The organism is Phytohabitans kaempferiae (assembly GCF_042433955.1).
Classification (GTDB): Bacteria; Actinomycetota; Actinomycetes; order Mycobacteriales; family Micromonosporaceae; genus Phytohabitans; species Phytohabitans kaempferiae.
In genome coordinates this window covers 1-1,432 of the sequence record NZ_JBHLUH010000110.1, presented here as the reverse complement: position 1 = coordinate 1,432, position 1,432 = coordinate 1, and the positions used below count along the sequence as shown (strand labels likewise).

Sequence of the window (1,432 nt, the reverse complement as noted above, 5' to 3'; positions counted from 1 at the left end):
GCGACGGCGTTGAGGAGTGCCTGCAGGTCAGCGGGTGGTGGTGCGGGTGTCCATGCCGCCCAGAGGCGCCGGAGCATGATCGATGGGGTGAGCCAGGAGCGGACTTTACGTAGCGCCTTGGGCCAGGACGGTAGTGGTGGTGTTTCGGGCCCCCCTCTCTCCGGGGTCGGCGGGTGGTGCCGGCTCCGGAGAGTTGTTTGTGGACTGTGTGGGCTGGTCGTCGAACCAGGTGTCCCAGCAGAATGAGAACGCGCAGTGGACCAGGGTTTGGTGGCGGCGGATCGCCGTGTCGGAGCGGACTTGGAAGTCGGCCCAGCCCAGTTCGTCTTTGACCTGTTTGTAGCTTTGTTCGATCCAGTGCCGGATTCCGTATAGCCGGACTACTTCGGTTAGGTCGGCTGGTTCGTGGAGGCGGTCGGGGGTGTCGTGTGGGCCGCCGGGTCGGGGCAGGTTGGTGGCCAGGTACCAGGTGGCCTTGTCCGGCAGGGTGGCCGGGTCGGTGGTGGCGACCACGAGGCGGGTGTGTCCGTCGGGTCCCCACCAGCCCAGTTGGGCGTCGGTGGCCCACCAGGTTTCGGTGTGTCCGTCACGGAACCGTCGTTGCACCGGGCTCCACCGGCCGGGATCGTCCGGGCCGTTCCAGGGCACCGCTTTGGCGGCGTCTTTCGGGGTGTACGCCTCGGCCCCGTACTGCCAGGTGCCGCGGGCGGGTTTGAGGGCCATGACGAAGCCCCACCCGCCGTGGCGTAGTTCGGCGCGCAGGTCGTCGTGATCGCCGTAGAAGCAGTCGGCCACGACCGCCCGGCATACCACCCCCGCGGTGCGTGCCTTGGCCACCAGGTCGGCGGCGATCTGCAGCTTGGTGCGAAAGCCGGGATCCACGCGTTTGCGGGGAAAGTGCGAGGCCGGGGTGTACGGCTGTGCGTGCAGCGGGTAGTAGACACGCTCGTCGGCCCACACCGTGGTCACGGTGACGATGCCGTTGTCGGTCTTGCCGTAGCGACCCAGCCACTGCCGCCCCACATGCGCGGTACCGGTGCCGTCCTTACGATCCCCGGAGTCGTCGATGACCAGCACACCACGATCGTGCGGTGCCGTGGCTGGATCGCCGACAAGCAGTTCCAGCCGCCGGCTGTTGACCTGCTCACTGTCCCAAGTGGACTCCGACAGGAAGTACTGCAACCGCTGCACCGCCGCGTGCTGCGCCCCCTCCACCGGCTCAGCCCCAGCCAAGCAAGTCAACGTCTTGTTTCGATCCCGCGGCCCCAGCAGCCCAGTCAGATACTCACGAAACCCGCGCCGCTGCGCCAACGACCTGAACAACTCATCAAAGTGGACAGCGTATCCTTCCAACGGTCCCGCCGCGGCAGGACAGGGCAGACGAGCAGTCACGGGACAATACCTCCCCAGACCAGCCCCGTGAACGCAAACC

The 1,432-nt window shown here is 67.1% G+C and carries 1 protein-coding gene; it reads right to left on the bottom strand.

The window, feature by feature from the left end; genetic code table 11:
• Window positions 1-105: 105 nt before the first annotated feature.
• Complete coding sequence (locus ACFFIA_RS42430; protein ID WP_377262982.1) at window positions 106-1,392, bottom strand: IS701 family transposase; 1,287 nt, start codon at window positions 1,390-1,392, stop codon at window positions 106-108.
• Window positions 1,393-1,432: the final 40 nt, after the last annotated feature.